The 14,205-nt window shown below is 71.8% G+C and carries 13 protein-coding genes and 1 other RNA gene; 9 read left to right on the top strand and 5 right to left on the bottom strand.

Translation table 11 applies throughout. From position 1 onward, the window contains the following. Positions 1-70: 70 nt before the first annotated feature. Positions 71-485, top strand: an RNA gene (rnpB, locus tag ACQB60_RS03175) — RNase P RNA component class A. Positions 486-649: 164 nt separating this feature from the next. On the opposite strand, the gene ACQB60_RS03170 is transcribed toward rnpB, so the two are convergent. From ACQB60_RS03170 to ACQB60_RS03160, 3 genes are all read right to left on the bottom strand, one after another. Continuing rightward, the gene (locus ACQB60_RS03170; protein WP_496924238.1) at positions 650-874 is read right to left on the bottom strand and encodes a hypothetical protein; all 225 of its coding nucleotides are present in this window, start codon (positions 872-874) and stop codon (positions 650-652) included. A gap of 661 nt (positions 875-1,535) precedes the next feature. Beyond that, complete coding sequence (gene kilB / locus ACQB60_RS03165) at positions 1,536-2,045, bottom strand: plasmid transfer protein KilB (RefSeq protein WP_496924237.1); 510 nt, start codon at positions 2,043-2,045, stop codon at positions 1,536-1,538. A 38-nt stretch (positions 2,046-2,083) separates the two neighbouring features. Then, positions 2,084-2,896 (bottom strand): SDR family NAD(P)-dependent oxidoreductase, encoded by an 813-nt coding sequence (locus ACQB60_RS03160; protein WP_496924236.1) that lies wholly within the window; start codon positions 2,894-2,896, stop codon positions 2,084-2,086. Positions 2,897-3,036: 140 nt separating this feature from the next. On the opposite strand from ACQB60_RS03160, the gene ACQB60_RS03155 reads away from it, so the two are divergent. Then, entirely contained in the window at positions 3,037-3,582 is a 546-nt protein-coding gene (locus ACQB60_RS03155; protein ID WP_496924235.1) for a MarR family winged helix-turn-helix transcriptional regulator, read from the top strand. A gap of 233 nt (positions 3,583-3,815) precedes the next feature. Then, positions 3,816-4,292, top strand: coding sequence for a hypothetical protein (locus tag ACQB60_RS03150; RefSeq protein WP_384837410.1), 477 nt, complete (start codon positions 3,816-3,818; stop codon positions 4,290-4,292). A gap of 93 nt (positions 4,293-4,385) precedes the next feature. Here the strand turns inward: ACQB60_RS03150 and ACQB60_RS03145 are convergent, their stop codons facing one another. Next, complete coding sequence (locus tag ACQB60_RS03145) at positions 4,386-5,207, bottom strand: SAM-dependent methyltransferase (protein WP_496924234.1); 822 nt, start codon at positions 5,205-5,207, stop codon at positions 4,386-4,388. Between the two features lie 179 nt (positions 5,208-5,386). Between ACQB60_RS03145 and ACQB60_RS03140 the strand changes: the two genes are divergently transcribed. After that, entirely contained in the window at positions 5,387-5,710 is a 324-nt protein-coding gene (locus tag ACQB60_RS03140; protein ID WP_496924233.1) for a nuclear transport factor 2 family protein, read from the top strand. Between the two features lie 58 nt (positions 5,711-5,768). Here the strand turns inward: ACQB60_RS03140 and ACQB60_RS03135 are convergent, their stop codons facing one another. Then, positions 5,769-6,584, bottom strand: a complete 816-nt coding sequence (locus tag ACQB60_RS03135) for an SDR family oxidoreductase (protein ID WP_496924232.1) — start codon at positions 6,582-6,584, stop codon at positions 5,769-5,771. 145 nt (positions 6,585-6,729) lie between these two features. On the opposite strand from ACQB60_RS03135, the gene ACQB60_RS03130 reads away from it, so the two are divergent. The 5 genes from ACQB60_RS03130 to ACQB60_RS03110 all read left to right on the top strand — a co-directional run bounded on the left by ACQB60_RS03130 (position 6,730) and on the right by ACQB60_RS03110 (position 14,205). Next, on the top strand, positions 6,730-8,373 hold the full coding sequence (locus tag ACQB60_RS03130; protein WP_496924231.1) for an alkaline phosphatase D family protein: 1,644 nt from the start codon (positions 6,730-6,732) through the stop codon (positions 8,371-8,373). Positions 8,374-8,560: 187 nt separating this feature from the next. Beyond that, on the top strand, positions 8,561-9,847 hold the full coding sequence (locus tag ACQB60_RS03125) for a Bcr/CflA family multidrug efflux MFS transporter (protein WP_496924230.1): 1,287 nt from the start codon (positions 8,561-8,563) through the stop codon (positions 9,845-9,847). 62 nt (positions 9,848-9,909) lie between these two features. After that, positions 9,910-11,016: a serine hydrolase domain-containing protein gene (locus ACQB60_RS03120; protein ID WP_496924229.1), complete on the top strand. Its 1,107-nt coding sequence runs from the start codon at positions 9,910-9,912 to the stop codon at positions 11,014-11,016. Continuing rightward, entirely contained in the window at positions 11,009-12,007 is a 999-nt protein-coding gene (locus ACQB60_RS03115) for a small ribosomal subunit Rsm22 family protein (RefSeq protein ID WP_496924228.1), read from the top strand. Before ACQB60_RS03120 ends, ACQB60_RS03115 begins: the two co-directional genes overlap by 8 nt. Before the next feature lie 155 nt (positions 12,008-12,162). Then, entirely contained in the window at positions 12,163-14,205 is a 2,043-nt protein-coding gene (locus ACQB60_RS03110) for a glycoside hydrolase (RefSeq protein WP_496924227.1), read from the top strand.

Genomic DNA, 14,205 nt, shown 5'->3' with positions numbered 1-14,205 from the left:
TCCTTCCTCGCCACCGCGGCCTCCGGACCTGGGAGGACCACGCGCCGGGTACGATGGTCGGCACGGCAGACGAGCCGGGCGGACGGCCGCGTGGGGACCCCTCTCACCAGGGTTCCTCCCGAGGAACGTCCGGGCTCCACAGGGCAAGGTGGTGGCTAACGGCCACCCGGGGTGACCCGCGGGACAGTGCCACAGAAAACAGACCGCCGAGGACTCCGGTCCTCGGTAAGGGTGAAACGGTGGTGTAAGAGACCACCAGCGCCTGAGGTGACTCAGGCGGCTAGGTAAACCCCACCTGGAGCAAGGTCAAGAGGGAGCGGCCGGTAAAACGGCGGCTCCTGCGCGGACGATCGAGGGCTGCCCGCCCGAGTCCGCGGGTAGACCGCACGAGGCCGGCGGCAACGCCGGCCCTAGATGGATGGCCGTCGCCGCGACGTCCGCGAGGACCCGCGGCACAGAACCCGGCGTACAGCCCGACTCGTCTGCCCCTCGCCCGGCTGAGCTGGCGCGGACCTGCTTGCTTCATGACCCGGAGGGGCCATGGGGAGTCCCTGGGGAGTGTGCCGTTGGCACCACGGGCGCAGGACTGCCGCGGAGAGTGCCGCGGCAATCCGGCGCGGCAATAGCTGGGCCACGGCAACGTCGATGTTCACACCTTGCCCATGTTCTTCCTGCTGTGTGCGGCGCGGCGCACAGCCTGGTTGATCGCTTCTACAAGGAAAGAAGCGGTGACGACGGTGACGAAACGCTGCCACCATTCGAAGTCGTAGTACTCGCCGAGGATGAAGGCGACAACGAAGCCGATGGGGACGGTGACCCATATAGGCAGGCTCGGGATCTCTGGCTTCTTCGCGTCGCTCGTGGTGGGGGTCACGATGATTCCTTGTCTCCTTGGGTCGAAGCCCCCGGCTTGAAGGCGCCGGGAGGCTCCGTGCGTGCGTCAATGCACCACTAATCCGAGACGGAATTAAGGGTCGAGCTTGCCGCCCTTGGTGCGCAGGTAATCGCCGTCCGCGATGGGCTGCAGTTCGGCTCGCTCTTCCCGCCAGTTCGCGGCCTGGTCCGGACCTGGCTGGCGGCGGCATGAACATACCTTGACTCGATCATTACCTTCAAACCATGCATTCCATGAGCCGCTTCACTTCGGAAAGAGTGGGTAGGATTCGCATCGGGCTTTGCGATCCAAGGTTCGGACCCCGTTCTGGCGTGGGCGTCATCCTCGCTTTTGCGGTTGCTCATCGGGCCTCCTGTGTTTCACCGCAACGAATCGTGTCGGCCATCGCGGACATGGATCATTAGCGCCCTTTCGTTCTTTCAATTCTTGACGTCTGGTCAACTGGCCTGCCGGGCAGTGCTGTTAAAGGGGCGCCAATCCCCTTGGGAGTGCATACCGCCTTCTGTGGGGCTGCCAATTGTTCGGCGCCCCTTCAGTGGCGCCTTCTCCGAGGCGAACGCCCGCACCTGGGATGAGATCGCCCGCAACGATCCGCTCGGTTGGAAGAAGAACAGGACACGGCTCGCTCATGCCTGGGGGGTCACGCGACGGGCGCCCCTGTGGGGCGCGCGGCATGCGGGGGAATGTGTGCCCGTGACGCCCCGATGAATTCGTAGATCAGGGTGCGCGAGACCTCTCGCTCCCGGGCCAGTTCGTCGCGGGTCTCGGCCGTGGCGATCCGGCTGATCGCCTCCAGGGCCCGGCGGCCCATGGTGTGCAGGGCTGCCGAGTCCGTGAGCAGCTCCGCGCGGAACATCGCCTCCATCGCCGCCGCCCGCAGCCGCTGGGCCTCGCGGCGCATCTCGTGCAGCTCGGACTCCTCGGAGACGCGCCCGCCGTGCCGGGCGAACCAGTAATCCACCTGACCACGCCGGTAGTTGGCGAGTGCGCCCCCGTACGAGGAGTAGGCGTCGATGCGTTCCTGGCGGAGGCGTTCGCGGCGGGTGAACTCCTCCGTGCGCAGCGTGGCGCGGCGCTGGAACAGATGGGTCAGGGCCGAGCCGAGGAGGGTGCCGAGCACGGCTATGACGCTGGTGGCGAGCGGTTCCATGGGGCAAGCGAAGCATGCCGGGGCGGTGCGGGCGCGGCCTAACGCGTCGTGTGGGCACCGCCGTTGACGTGGATCGTCTGTCCGGTGATGTGGCGGGCGCCGGGGGAGGCGAGGAAGTACGTCGTCTCGGCGATGTCCTCGGGGGTGCCGGGGCGCTTGTTGTGGGTCTCCTCGACGAGCGCGGCGCGGCGCGCGGCGGCCAGCTCCCCGCCGAAGAAGGCGGTTCCCTCGACATAGCCGGACGCGATGACGTTCGCGGTCACGCCGTGCGGGGCGAGTTCGGCGGAGAGCGTGGCGTTCCACGCGGCGAGGGCCGCCTTCGCCGCCCCGTACGAGCCGCCCCCGCGCTCCGCGCCGATCGAGCCGATGCTGATGACCGAGGCGCCCGCCGCGAGCCGGTCGCGCAGCGCCGTCGTGGTGAGGACCGTGCCGAGCAGGTTCTGGGCGAGGTTGCCCTGCCACTCGGCGAGCAGGTGCTCCAGGCGCTCCAGGGGAGCGTCAGGAGTGCTGGAAGTGGTCGGAGTGCCAGAAGTGGTCGAAGTGGGCGAAGTGGTCGAAGTGGCTTGCGCCGAAGGGGCGTTGAACAGGCCGCCTGCCGCGTTGACCAGGACGTCCACCGATTCCAGTACGTCGGTACGGGCGGCCAGCGCCGCGACCTGTGCCGGGTCGGTCGCGTCGCAGACGATGCCGTGGCACGGGGCGCCCGAAGCGGACAGCTCCTTGGCGGTGAGCTCGACGGTGTCCGCGTGGCGTCCGGTGACGACGACCCGCGCGCCGTCGGCGGCGAAGCGGGCGGCGACGGCGCGGCCGATGCCGCTGGTGCCTCCGGTGACGAGTGCGGTGCGGGGCACGGCTCCTCCTGTGCGGTGGGTGGTGATCTTCTGCCTCCTGCTATGTTTAGGTCTAAACGTAGCGCGCGTCAAGAGAGTCCGAGAGAGTCCAGGAGAGGCGTCGAGAGAGGCGTCGAGAGAGATGAGAGAGGGGTCGCAGGATGCGGGACGACGCCATGCCCCCGGTGGGTGATCTCCAACACCCTTATCCGGTACGGGAGATCGCCGCCGCCTGGCAGCGTGAGCGGCCCGGCACGCCGACCGAGTCGATCGAGGTCGTCACGCCCATCTGGCGCCTCGCGAAGCTCTTCGCCGACGACCGGGCGCGGATCCTGCGCGTGGCGGGGATCGACGCCGCCACCCTCGACCTGCTGTCCGTGATCCGCCGCTCCGGACCCCCGTACGCCCTGAGCACGCGCGAGATCGCACGCCGCACCCTGGTGACGGCGGGGGCCGTCTCGCAGCGCGTCGCCCGCGCCGAGCGGCAGGGGCTGGTGGAGCGGGGGCCCGGCGAGGAGGGGCGGCGGACCGTCATGGTGTCGCTCACCGACGAGGGGCACGCGCTCGTCGAGCGGTCCGTCGATGTCGTGCTCGGGCGGGAGGCCACCCTCGTGAGCTGCCTGTCGGAGGAGGAACGGGGGCTGTTGGTGGGGGTGTTGGAGAAGCTGAGCGCCGATGTGCACCGGCGGGTCGCGGGGGATTCCTGAGGTGTGTGGTGACTGCGGCCGGAATTGGTCGTGACATGTCAATGCGAGGAGGGGTCTGCCTTGCCCCCTCGCGCCACCTGTGCCTCAATAAGCGCGATCCCGGTCGCTGACAGACCGTCAGGGACGGGATGCAGGCGGCGCTAGCGCTCGACGGGATCACCCCCCCCCCACCCAAGGACGGGATCACCCCCCACCGACGGACGGGATCCCTCCCCACCGAAGGCAGGCCCCTCATGAGACATGGCACGCACGGCCGAAGGCTCATATGTTCGGCTCTGGGCGTCGGTGCCCTGAGCCTCGGCGCGCTGGTCCTGGCACCGGCCGCGCAGGCGGTCGACCCCCAGACCGCGACCATCGACTTCGACTGCGGCACCTACGGCAAGGGCAACGCGACCCTGAAGGCCACCCAGGACGGCACCTCCGCGACCATCGAAGTGTCCACCTCCGCGATCAAGGCGCCGATCGACATCGGCGCGAACTCCGTGAAGTCGACGCTGACCCTCACCAAGAACGGCTCCGGCACCACGGACTTCACCGGCAACTCCAACCCGGCCATTCCCTCCGGCGGCGACGTCTCCACCGGCCCGCTCACCGGCACCGTCGCCGCGGGGGACAGCCTGGAGGGCAAGTCGCTGACCGTCACCGTCCTCGGCGTGACGGCGACCTGCAACGCGACGTCGGCGCAGGCGCCGGGGCCGTTCAAGTTCTGAGCCGCCGGGTGACTCTTCAAGTCCCTGATGGTGCAAGGCAGTTGTGAGGCGGCGCCGTCCACCCCCGTGGGCGGCGCCGTCCGCGGTGCGGCCTCAGCCCACCGGGGCCAGCGTGAGATACGCGAGGCCGAGCACGTCCCGGTACCCGCGCAGCCAGCTGGAGCGCTGCGTGTCCACCCGCGCGCGGGTCTCGGCGGCCAGCGGATGGTCCGGGTGCGCGGCGAGCCACTCCTCCGTGTCGGTGCGGTAGCCGGACTCGAACTCCTCCCACTCCGCGCCGCTCGCCGTCTCCACCCACAGCGGCCTGAACCCCGCCGCGACGGCCTCGTCCACCAGGTCCCCGAGGAAGATGTGCTGGCCCGCGTGGGCGTCCGGCCACATGTGGGCGAGCTCGTCCGGGGTCGGGGTGCGCTGCCAGAAGCCCTCGCCGAGCACGACGCGGCCGCCGGGGGAGACCAGGCGGCGCAGGGCGCGCAGGGCGGCGGCGGAGTACAGGGGTGGCTCGGCCTCGCTCAGGGCGTGGCTGGCGCCCAGGCACAGCACGACGTCGGCGGGGCCGCGCGCGCTGTCCAGGCCCGACTCCTCCACGAACTCGACCCGGTCCGCGAGCCCGCGCCGCTCGGCCTCCGCGCGGCCGCGGGCCAGGTCCTCGCCGTTCAGGTCGACGCCCACCCCGGTCGCGTCCGGCGCCGCCGCGAGGACGCGCAGCATCAACTCGCCCCAGCCGCAGCCCATATCGAGCACGGTGCGCGGGGCACGGCCGCCCCCGGTGAGCCGCTCCACGATCCCCGTGGCGCGGGCCTCGGAGAGCGGGCCGTGGAAGGCGAGGCGGGTGAGACGGGGCGGGGCGTCGGCGGACGTGGCTGCGGCAGAGGTCTCAGGGGTCTCAGAGGTCTCAGGGGTCTCAGAGGTCATGGAGGCGAACCGTAGTCCGGGACGATCGGCGGGGGCAGCGATTTTCCCGGCGCCGGGCGACACGGGCGCCCGTCGTGCCCGTCGTGCCCGTCGTGCCAGGGCGAGGCCGGCGCGATTCCCGCCAACCTGTTGGGGTACGCCCGGTGGCGGCCCGGCCCGCCCGGTGTGACCGTGGGCCCATGAGCATCCAGGTAAACAGGCTGAGCGACCCGGTGGTCCGGGCCTTCGTCACCGCGGTCAACGCCCACGACCAGGAGGGCTTCCACGCCCTTCTGACCCCGGGCGCCACGATGTCCGACGACGGCTCCGACCGCGACATCGCCGACTGGACCGAGCGCGAGATCTTCTCGTGCAACGGTCACATGGACGTCGAGAACGAGTCGGACGGCGGCCGCGCGCTGCTCGTCACGTACCGGAACGACACGTGGGGCGAGATGCGGACGAAGTGGCGGTTCACGGTGGAGGGGGACAAGATCTCCCGCTTCGAGACCGGACAGGCGTGACCCGGCGGGGCGGCCCCATGCTGAGAACCAGCCCCGCAACGGGCCTTCGTAACGAGAGCTAGCCCCGCCCCACGTACGGCATGGCTGTCGCGAGAACCGTCGCGAACTGCACGTTCGCACCCAGCGGCAGCTCCGCCATGTGCCGCACCGTGCGCGCCACGTCCGCCACGTCCATCACCGGCTCCACCGCCAACTCGCCGTTGGCCTGCAGGATTCCGGACCGCATGCGCTCCGTCATGTCCGTCGCCGCGTTGCCGATGTCGATCTGGCCGACGGCGATCCGGTACGGACGGCCGTCCAGGGACAGGGACTTGGTGAGCCCCGTCAGGGCGTGCTTCGTCGCCGTGTAGGCGACCGAGTGCGGGCGCGGCACGTGCGCCGAGATCGATCCGTTGTTGATGATCCGGCCGCCCTGCGGCTCCTGCTCCTTCATCTGCCGGAACGCGGCCTGCGCGCACAGGAACGCGCCGTTCAGGTTCGTGTCCACGACGTGCCGCCATGCGTCGTAGGGGAGCTCCTCGACCGGGACGCCGCCGGGCCCGAACGTACCGGCGTTGTTGAAGAGCAGATCGAGCCGGCCGAACTCGTCGCGCACGGCGGCGAAGAGCCCCTCGACGTCGTCCGGCCGCGCCACGTCCGTGCGCACGCACAGCGCACGCCCGCCGTCGAAGGAGTCCGGCACGAGGCCCGCCGTCTCCTCGAGCGTCTCGGCCCGCCGCCCGGCGAGCGCCACCGACCAGCCGGAGCGGAGGAGTTCGACGGCGACGGAGCGGCCGATGCCGGAACCCGCCCCGGTCACCACGGCGGTCCTCGGGGACGTGCCCGCGGACCCGTCGGCGGCTCCGGTCGGATGCTCAGTTCGCTCAGCGTTCATGGCCCCGCAGCGTACGGGAGGCTGGACACCGCGGGCATCACCCATCCGCCATCCGGCTGTTGTGTACGTGACAGAATTCCGTCGTCCCCAGGACCCCGTGCCCTCCTGTACTTGCCCCTGACACCAATCGTCAGGGGAGGGGCACATGACGTACGCAGGTCAGCCCGCAGCACAGCACGCACCCGAACTCCGCGCCGCCGCACGCCACTTGGGCCGCCGCGGGTTCCTCACCGGCACCGCGGCCGCCGCCGCGCTCGCCTTCGCCACCAACCTGCCCACCGTGGGCGTCGCGGCCGCCGCCGAGCTGGACGCGCGGGGCATCAAGGCCGACCCGTTCACGCTGGGCGTCGCGTCCGGCGACCCGCTGCCCGGCTCCGTCATCCTGTGGACCCGCCTCGCCCCGTCCCCGTACGAGCCGGGCAGCGGTCTGCCGCAGCAGCGCGTCACCGTCGCCTGGGAGCTGGCCCACGACGCCCGCTTCCGCCGGGTGGTCCGCAGAGGGACCGTCACCGCGCACCCCGAGTTCAACCACGCCGTGCACGTCGAGGTGGACCACCTGGAGGCCGGGCGCGTCTACTACTTCCGCTTCCGCGCCGGGAAGTGGGTGAGCGAGACGGGCCGCACCCGCACCGCGCCCGCCGCCGGGTCCCGCCCCGCCGGGCTGACCCTCGCCGCGGTCTCCTGCCAGGCGTACCACGACGGCTACTTCACCGCGTACAAGCACCTGGCGCAGGACGACGTCGACGTGGTCTTCCACCTCGGCGACTACCTCTACGAGTACGCGGTGAACGCGGTGGGCGGCGCCCGCAACTACACGGACCGCACGCTGCCCGCGCACTTCAACAAGGAGACCCTGACACTGGAGGACTACCGCCTGCGCTACGCCCTCTACAAGTCCGACCCGGACCTGCGGGCCGCGCACGCCGCGCACCCCTTCGCCGTCACCTGGGACGACCACGAGACCGAGAACAACTACGCGGACGAGACCAGCGAGAACGACGACCCGCCCGCCGAGTTCCTGCTGCGCCGCGCCTCCGCGTACCGCGCGTACTGGGAGAACCAGCCGCTGCGCCGCGCCCAGCTCCCGTCGGGCCCCGACGCCCAGCTGTATCGCCGCCTGGTCTGGGGCCGGCTCGCGCAGTTCGACATCCTCGACACCCGCCAGTACCGCTCGGACCAGGCGTACGGGGACGGGGCGCACATACCCGGGCCCGAGTCCCTCGACCCGGCGCGGACCATCACCGGGGCCACGCAGGAGCGCTGGCTCATCGACGGCTGGCGCCGCTCGCGCGCTCTGTGGAACGTCGTCCCCCAGCAGGTCACCTTCTCCGAGCGGAAGCTGGACCTGAACCCGGTGGCGAAGGTGTCGATGGACGCCTGGGACGGGTACGTGGCGTCGCGGCAGCGGGTGCTGGCGGGCGCGCGGTCGGCGGACGTGGAGAACCTGATGGTCCTCACCGGGGACGTGCACGTCGGGTACGCCTTTGATGTGAAGGCGGACTTCGCCGATCCGTCGTCGAAGGTGGTCGGTACGGAGATCGTCGCGACGTCGGTCGCGAGCGGGAAGGACGGGGCGGACAAGCCCGCGAACTGGGACACGTACATGAAGGCCAACCCGCACCTGAAGTTCTACAACGGGCGGCGCGGCTATGTGACGGTCGGGCTCGGGCGGGAGTCGGCGCGGGCCGACTTCAAGACGGTGTCGGCGGTGACGACGCCGGGTGCGCCGATCGTGACGGCGGCGTCGTTCGTGACGGAGGCGGGCAACCCGGGACTGCACCCGGCGTAGCATCCGGCGGTCACTTTCCCCAACCCCGCCCCTTCCCGAAACCGCTCCCGCGGCCCTGGGGGCGGAGCCCCCTGCGCGCGCGGAGCGCGCCAATAGATGCAGCCGGGAAGGGGCGGGATCGGGGAAAGAGCACTCCTCCTCAGCTGCGACCATGGATGGTCGAGCCAACCAAAAGGGGAGGGGCGCCATGCCTGAGAGTGCAGAGACGGCGATAGCGGGGGCGACGGGGGCCAAGAACCCCGTCGCCGCCCGCCGCGTGGCGACCGGCGCCCTCGTCACCCTCGTCCTCGGCGGCCTGACCGCCACCCCGCCGCTCTCCATGGACATGTACCTCCCCGCGCTCCCGGAGGTCACCGACTCACTGCACGCCCCCGCCGCCACGATCCAGCTCACCCTCACCGCCTGCCTCCTCGGCATGGCCCTCGGCCAGCTCGTGGTCGGCCCGATGAGCGACAAGTGGGGGCGGCGCAGGCCCCTCCTCGCGGGGCTGCTCGTCTACATCGTCGCCACCGCCATCTGCGCCCTCGCCCCGAACGCCGAGCTCCTCATCGCCTTCCGCCTCCTCCAGGGCCTCGCCGGAGCCGCCGGGATCGTGATCGCGCGCGCCGTCGTCCGGGACCTCTACGACGGGGTGGAGATGGCGCGGTTCTTCTCGACGCTGATGCTGATCTCCGGTGTGGCGCCCGTCGTCGCGCCGCTCATCGGCGGGCAGGTGCTGCGCGTCACCGACTGGCGCGGCGTCTTCGTCGTGCTCACCGGCGTCGGCATCGCGCTGACGCTGCTGGTGTGGCGGGCCCTGCCCGAGACGCTGCCCCCGGAGCGGCGGCACAGCGGGGGCACCGGCGCCGCCCTGCGCACCATGGGCGGACTCCTCAAGGACCGCGTCTTCAGCGGCTACATGATCGCGGGCGGCTTCGCCTTCGCCGCCCTGTTCGCGTACATCTCGGCCTCCCCGTTCGTCATCCAGGAGATCTACGGGGCCTCGCCGCAGACCTTCAGCCTGCTCTTCGGGATCAACTCCGTCGGACTGATCGTCGCCGGGCAGATCAACGGGAAGGTCCTCGTCGGGCGGGTCAGCCTCGACAAGGTGCTCGGGCTCGGGCTCGCCCTCATCGCCCTCGCCTCCGTCGCGCTGCTGCTCATGGCGAGCGGGGTCTTCGGCGACGACATCGGGCTCTTCCCGATCGCGGCCGGGCTCTTCGTGCTGATGTCCTCCATGGGGCTCGCGATGCCCAACACCCAGTCCCTCGCCCTGACCCGCACCCCGCACGCCGCCGGCTCCGCGTCGGCCCTGCTCGGCACCACCTCCTTCCTCGTCGGCGCGGTCGCCTCGCCGCTCGTCGGCATCGCGGGCGAGGACACCGCCGTGCCGATGGCCGTCGTCCAGTTGGCCTGCGCACTGGCGGCCATCGCCTGCTTCGTGGGACTGTGCCGCCCCTGGCAGCACACGTCCCGCGAGGAGGCGGAGCACTGAGCGCAGCACCCCGTTCCCTGCGGCCCGGCACCCCGGAGCGCGCGGGTCTCGATCCGGAGGAGATGCGTCAGCTCGTACGCGAGGTCCGCGCGCTGACCCACGGCCCGCGCCCCTGGTGTGCGGGCGCCGTGGTGCTCGCGGGCCGCGGCCCGGTCATCGCCGTCGAGGAGGCGGCGGGCTGGGCGGTGCGCTACACCGCGTACGACGAGGAGACCGACAGCGGCGTCGAGCTGCCGCCGGGCCTGCGCACCCCGATGCGCACCGGCACGCCCTTCGACCTCGCCTCGCTCACCAAGCTGTTCACGACGGTCGCCGCCGTCCAGCAGCTGGAGCGCGGCACGCTGCGCCTGGACGCGTGCGCCGCGGCCTACGTCCCCGAGCTCACCGCCGCCGCCCGGCACGGCATCACGGTCCGCCACCTCCTCACCCACACCTCCGGGCTGCGCCCCGAACTCCCCCTGTACGCCAGCCCGGACGCCCCCGCCCGCACCGCCGCCCTGTGCGCCGAGGCCCCGCTCACCGCGCCGGGCAGCACCTACGCCTACTCCGACCTGAACCTGCTGCTGCTCCAGCAGGTCCTGGAGCGGATCACCGGACGCACCCTCGACGTCCTCGTCCGCGACGGCATCACCCGCCCCCTCGGCATGACCGCCACCTCCTTCGGCCGGCACGCCGACGCCGCCGCCACCGAGGACCAGCGCACCCCGTGGGCCAAGGCCGACCGGGGGCCGCTGCGCGGCGAGGTGCACGACGAGAACGCCTGGGCACTCGGCGGCGTCGCCGGCCACGCCGGTCTCTTCTCCACCGCCGGCGACCTCGCCGTGTTCTGCCGCACCCTGCTCTGCGGCGGCTCCTACGGCCGGGCCCGCATCCTCGGCGCCGACCACGTGGACCTGATGCTGACGGCGCCGGGCCTCGGCTTCGGCGTCGACCAGGAGTGGTTCATGGGCGAGCTCGCGGGGCGCGGCGCCGCGGGACACACCGGGTTCACCGGCACGTCCCTGGTCCTGGACCGGGCCACCGACACGTTCCTGGTGCTCCTCGCCAACACGGTGCACCCGAAGCGGCGCCCGCCGGACAGCGGACCACGGGCCAGGGCGGCCACCAGGCTGGCCCGGGCGGCCGCGGCGCCCACCTCCGCCGGGCGCCTAGAATCACCGGGTGAGTGACGTCGTTTCCCCAGCTGAGACCCTGCGCACGGCCCTGGCGGGGCTGCTCGCCGACCTTCCGCCCCGGCAGGCGGCCCAGGCCGTGGACCGGCTGATCGCGAACTACCGGGGACACATCCCCACCGACGCCCCGGTCCTGCGCGACCGCGCCGACGTCGCGGCCTACGCGGCGTACCGCATGCCCGCCACCTTCGAAGCCGTACGGTCGGCCCTCACCGCCCTCGCCGACGCGGCCCCCGCCGACTGGGCCCCCGCAAGCCACGTGGACGTGGGCGGCGGCACCGGAGCGGCGATCTGGGCGGCGAGCGCGACGTGGGACGGCGAGCGCCCGGTCACGGTCCTGGACTGGGCCGACCCCGCACTCGCCCTGGGCCGCCAACTGGCCGCTGCCCTGCCTCAGTTGACGGACACCGACTGGCGCCGTGCCCGCATCGGCTCGGCCCTCGCCCTGGACCCCGCCGACCTGGTCACCGTCTCGTACGTCCTGAACGAGCTCACCGAGGGCGACCGCCACGCCGTCGTGGACGCGGCCGCCCGCGCCGGACAGGCCGTCGTCATCGTCGAACCGGGCACCCCCGACGGCTACGCGCGCATCATCGAGGCCCGCACCCGCCTGCTCGCGGCGGGCTTCCACATCGCGGCCCCCTGCCCGCACGGCGCGCCCTGCCCGATCGTCCCCGGCACGGACTGGTGCCACTTCTCGGCCCGGGTCAGCCGCTCGTCCCTGCACCGCCAGGTGAAGGGCGGCTCACTGGCGTACGAGGACGAGAAGTTCAGTTATGTCGCCGCCACTCGCTTCGACTCCTCCCCGGCGGCCGCCCGCGTGGTGCGCCGCCCCCAGATCCGCAAGGGCCAGGTGCTCCTGGACCTGTGCGGGGCACCGGAGCCGGGCCTTGCGCGGGAGACGGTCACGAAGCGGCACGGGGCCTTGTACAAGGCGGCGAGGGACGCGCAGTGGGGCGACTCCTGGCCTCCGGCCGGAACTGACTAGCCCGTCCGGCGATTGAGGACGAGCCGTTCAGGCGATGGAGGGCGACTCGGGGCCGCGGCGGCGGTTTCGGGAAGGGGCGCCCACGCGCGGAGCGCGCTCACAGATTCAGCGGGGAACTTAGAAACCTCTTAGAACCCCCGACTATCCACATCCTCATGCCAACCACCAACCCTCAGTCCCCGAGCCACGCCCGCAAACGCTCGGAGACAAGGTTCCTAGCCCTGAGCCTCGCCCTGGCGGCCGTGGCCGCCGGAGCCACCACCTACGCCTTCACCGCCGGAGCCGAGCAACCCCACGGAAACCACGTGGAGTTGGACGTCACCGGCGGCCGGACCACCATCGACACCGCGACCCTCGCCGTCACCGCCCGCACCCGCGCCGGCCGTGAACTCGCCCTCTCCGCCCCCTCGCCCACCGACCTCGGCAAGCCGGGCCCCGTCAGGTCGACCGACAACGGCCGCTCGAAGAAGTGGAGTTACCCCGACCGCGGCCTCGACGTCACGGCCCGCACCGACCACGGCCGCCTCTCCCTCTCGGTCACGTCCCGCCGCGACACCACGCTCGACTGGCCGGTCACCGAGGCGGGCAACGACTCCGCGAGCCTCCAACTCCCGCGCGGGGAGGGGCTCGACATCCCGGTGAAGGACGCCTTCTGGACCGGGAAGAAGGGCCAACTGGGCGGCGCGGCCATCGACATGGGTGCCGACCTGTCCCTCCCCCTCTGGGGCTACTCCCTCGGCCACGGCCGGGGTGTCAGCTACCTCACCCCCACCGACCTCGGCACCACCCTGAAATTCGCCCAGGACTCCCACGACCGCCTCCGCACCACCGCCCGCCACACCTTCGACGGCGGCGACGGCACCCGCACCTACACCGTCACCCTCGCCCTCACCGACGGCAACCCCGTGGCCCCCGCCGCCGACTACCGCTCCTACCTCGCCGAGCGCGGCCGACTCGGCTCCCTGGAGCGGAAGATGAAGGAGAACCCGGATACCCGCAAGCTCCTCGGGGCCTTCCACGCCTACACCTGGGGCGACGCCCGCACCGCCGCGGGCGTCAAGAAGCTGCGCGCCCTCGGCGTGGACCGCATGTGGCTCGGCTACGACGCCGACGAGCACCCCATGGACGCGGCGGCCGTACGGGAGGCCAAGAAGGCCGGATACCTCGTGGGCCCGTACGACTCCTTCGACAACGGCCAGGACCCGAAGAGCTCCGACTCGCCGGTCTCCACCTGGCCCGGCACCGTCTACCCGGACTTCTGCGTGCGCCGCGCGGACGGGAAGCCGGAGACCGGGTTCGGGGGCCGGGGCTGCTACTTGAGCTCCGAGGCGTTCGAGCGGGCCGAGTCCCGCCACCACTATCTGCGCGACCGCACCCGCACCATGCTCGCGAACGGCTCCAACAGCTACTTCCTCGACGTCGACGCCACCGGCGAGCTCTTCCGCGACCACGCGGGGAGCCACCCGATGACCAAGGCCGAGGACCGCGAGAACCGGCTCGCGCGGATGCGCCGCACCACCGGCCAGGGCAGCCAGGGCAGCCAGGGAGGTCAAGGAGTTCGGGGGCCCGTCCTCGGCTCGGAGTCCGCCCAGCCCTGGGCCAACGGGGTCCTCGCCTTCGACCACGGCGCGGCGACCCCGACCGCGGACGGCTACTGGGCGGTGCAGAAGGACCGCGAGAAGTGGGGCGGCTACTACCCGGAGAACGCCCCGAAGGTGTTCTTCAAGCCCGCCGAGCTGCCGGCCGACGTCGCCAAGGCCATGTACGACCCGCGCTACCGCGTCCCCCTGTACGAGACCGCGCTGCACGGCTCCCTGGTCAACACGGAGCGCTGGGAGCTGTCGTACGAGAAGCTGCCGCGGCAGAAGACCACCCGGGCCCTCCTCGCGATGCTCTACAACACGCCCCTCAACTACGTCCTCGACGGGCCGTCGTTGAAGCAGCACGGTCGCGAACTCGCCGCCCTGCAGCGGTACTTCGAGCCGCTCCACAAGGCGGCGGGAGCGAAGGAGCTCACCTCGTTCCGGAACCTGACCCCGGACCACCTGGTCCAGCGCACCGTCTTCGGGAAGGGCACGCTCACCGTCACCGCCAACTTCGGCAAGAAGGCGTACAAGGGACTGCCGGGCGGCTGTGCCGACGCCCGCCTGAAGGGCGACGACAAGCCGCGCCGGCTCTGTCCGGGTGACCTCTCGTGA

This window comes from Streptomyces odontotermitis (genome assembly GCF_050510915.1).
Lineage (GTDB): Bacteria > Actinomycetota > Actinomycetes > Streptomycetales > Streptomycetaceae > Streptomyces.
This window is presented reverse-complemented; position numbering and strand designations above follow the sequence as displayed.

Excerpts from the sequence above, each read along its gene's own strand:
- ACQB60_RS03150 (WP_384837410.1), top strand. The coding sequence starts at position 3,816 with ATGAGACATGGCACGCACGGCCGAAGGCTCATATGTTCGGCTCTGGGC.
- ACQB60_RS03145 (WP_496924234.1), bottom strand. The coding sequence starts at position 5,207 with ATGACCTCTGAGACCCCTGAGACCTCTGAGACCCCTGAGACCTCTGCC.
- ACQB60_RS03110 (WP_496924227.1), top strand. The coding sequence starts at position 12,163 with ATGCCAACCACCAACCCTCAGTCCCCGAGCCACGCCCGCAAACGCTCG.
- ACQB60_RS03120 (WP_496924229.1), top strand. The coding sequence starts at position 9,910 with ATGCGTCAGCTCGTACGCGAGGTCCGCGCGCTGACCCACGGCCCGCGC.
- kilB (WP_496924237.1), bottom strand. The coding sequence starts at position 2,045 with ATGGAACCGCTCGCCACCAGCGTCATAGCCGTGCTCGGCACCCTCCTC.
- ACQB60_RS03130 (WP_496924231.1), top strand. The coding sequence starts at position 6,730 with ATGACGTACGCAGGTCAGCCCGCAGCACAGCACGCACCCGAACTCCGC.
- ACQB60_RS03135 (WP_496924232.1), bottom strand. The coding sequence starts at position 6,584 with ATGAACGCTGAGCGAACTGAGCATCCGACCGGAGCCGCCGACGGGTCC.
- ACQB60_RS03125 (WP_496924230.1), top strand. The coding sequence starts at position 8,561 with ATGCCTGAGAGTGCAGAGACGGCGATAGCGGGGGCGACGGGGGCCAAG.
- ACQB60_RS03140 (WP_496924233.1), top strand. The coding sequence starts at position 5,387 with ATGAGCATCCAGGTAAACAGGCTGAGCGACCCGGTGGTCCGGGCCTTC.
- ACQB60_RS03155 (WP_496924235.1), top strand. The coding sequence starts at position 3,037 with ATGCGGGACGACGCCATGCCCCCGGTGGGTGATCTCCAACACCCTTAT.